The organism is Acidovorax cavernicola (assembly GCF_003581445.1).
Genome location: NZ_QXMN01000192.1, coordinates 1 through 1,590, shown reverse-complemented (window position 1 = coordinate 1,590; position 1,590 = coordinate 1). Strand labels below are relative to the sequence as shown.

Annotated in this window: 4 protein-coding genes; all 4 read left to right on the top strand. The window is 56.5% G+C overall.

The window, feature by feature from the left end; translation table 11 throughout:
* Window positions 1-461 (top strand): EMC3/TMCO1 family protein (locus tag D3H34_RS32400; RefSeq protein WP_286186551.1); only part of this gene is annotated, 461 nt, incomplete at its 5' end.
* A gap of 25 nt (window positions 462-486) precedes the next feature.
* Window positions 487-762, top strand: a complete 276-nt coding sequence (locus D3H34_RS32395) for a DUF2933 domain-containing protein (protein ID WP_066691667.1) — start codon at window positions 487-489, stop codon at window positions 760-762.
* On the top strand, window positions 759-1,427 hold the full coding sequence (locus tag D3H34_RS32390; RefSeq protein WP_119558837.1) for a methyltransferase family protein: 669 nt from the start codon (window positions 759-761) through the stop codon (window positions 1,425-1,427). The genes D3H34_RS32395 and D3H34_RS32390 overlap by 4 nt, the downstream gene beginning before the upstream one ends.
* Window positions 1,428-1,478: 51 nt before the next feature.
* The coding region (locus D3H34_RS32385) for a heavy-metal-associated domain-containing protein (RefSeq protein ID WP_147400579.1) at window positions 1,479-1,590 on the top strand (112 nt) is incomplete at its 3' end.

Here is a 1,590-nt window from a genome sequence, read left to right as displayed (position 1 = left end):
ACCATACCCTGATCGGGGTCTGTGTCGCTGCGGCCTCACTGAGCGTGATGGCGCAAGCCGCCGATGAGCACAAGGCCCATCACCCTGCAGGTAGCACGCAGCCCGCGTCCACCCAAATGAAGACTTCCGCAAAGCCAATGGGTACGGGGCCGATGGCTGGAATGGCCAAGATGGACGAGCATATGAAGTCCATGCAAGCGATGCACGAAAAGATGATGGCGGCCAAAACGCCGGAGGAGCGGCAGGCACTCATGGACGAGCACATGAAGCTCATGCAGGACGGCATGGGGATGATGCCGCAGATGGGCGCAGGCATGCAGGGCATGGGTGGCATGCAAGGTGGAAAGGGCATGTCCTCCAACATGGCCGAGCGTCATCAGATGATGGAAAAGCGCATGGAAATGATGCAGTCCATGATGCAAATGATGATGGACCGCCTGCCTGCCACGCCGACCAAGTAACGCACCCACCTGATTGCGAGTCACCATGAGCCATCAACACGACGGACACGAGTCGCCCCCCAGTTTCTGGAGTTCTCGATACGCCATCGGCTACGTGGCGATTGGTGCCGTGGCGGCGTATTTTTTGTTGACAGAACACCTCGCGCATGTCGTCGGGGCGCTACCTTTTCTCCTGCTCCTCGCCTGCCCGCTGATGCATGTTTTCATGCACGGCAGTCACGGTGGGCATGGTCACCATGGCCAGAGCAAGCCTGATGTGTCGAAGACTGCCGAATCGCGCAAAGAAGGAGATCCCCAGTGAACCACACCGAATCTGCTTATGGCCTGTGGTCGTTGGTCATCATCAATTCAGCGATCTTCATCATGTTTGCGTTCAGCTTTTTCAAGCCTGCAACGGCCCGTGACTGGAGGACGTTTGGCGCATTCGCAGCCTTCATCGTTGCCTTGTTCGTAGAGATGTATGGCTTCCCGCTGACGATTTATCTGATATCGGGCTGGCTTCAAACCAAGTTCCCTAATCTGGATCTGCTCTCCCACACCTCGGGTCACTTGTGGTCCACCCTGTTGGGCGAAAAGGGCGACCCGCATTTCGGCGTACTGCACATCGCCAGCTACGTTTTTCTGGGCTTTGGTTTCTACCTGTTGTCCACAGCGTGGAATGTGCTCTACCACGCTCAGCGTGGCCAATCGCTTGCAACAACAGGCCCCTACGCGCGCATTCGCCATCCGCAGTACGTGGCTTTTGTGATGATTCTGCTGGGCTTCCTGCTGCAGTGGCCCACCTTGCTGACCTTGGCCATGTTCCCTGTCTTGCTCCTGATGTACGGACGTCTGGCAATCACCGAAGAGAACGAAATGCACAAACAGTTCGGTGCAACGTACGACACATACGCCCAGCGCACACCCCGGTTTATCCCTCGCATGGGCAAGGCCCAGTCGACGACTGACTCGGTGTCAAAAAGATGATCTGGAATATTTCCCCGGCGGTATACGTTTCAATTTTTAGGAGTTTGATATATGAAAACGATTGATCTGCAAGTCGAGGGCATGAGCTGCGGCTCATGCGTCAAGCACGTCACGCACGCATTGCAACCGCTGCCGGGTGTCAGTGGGGTGGAGGTCGATCTCC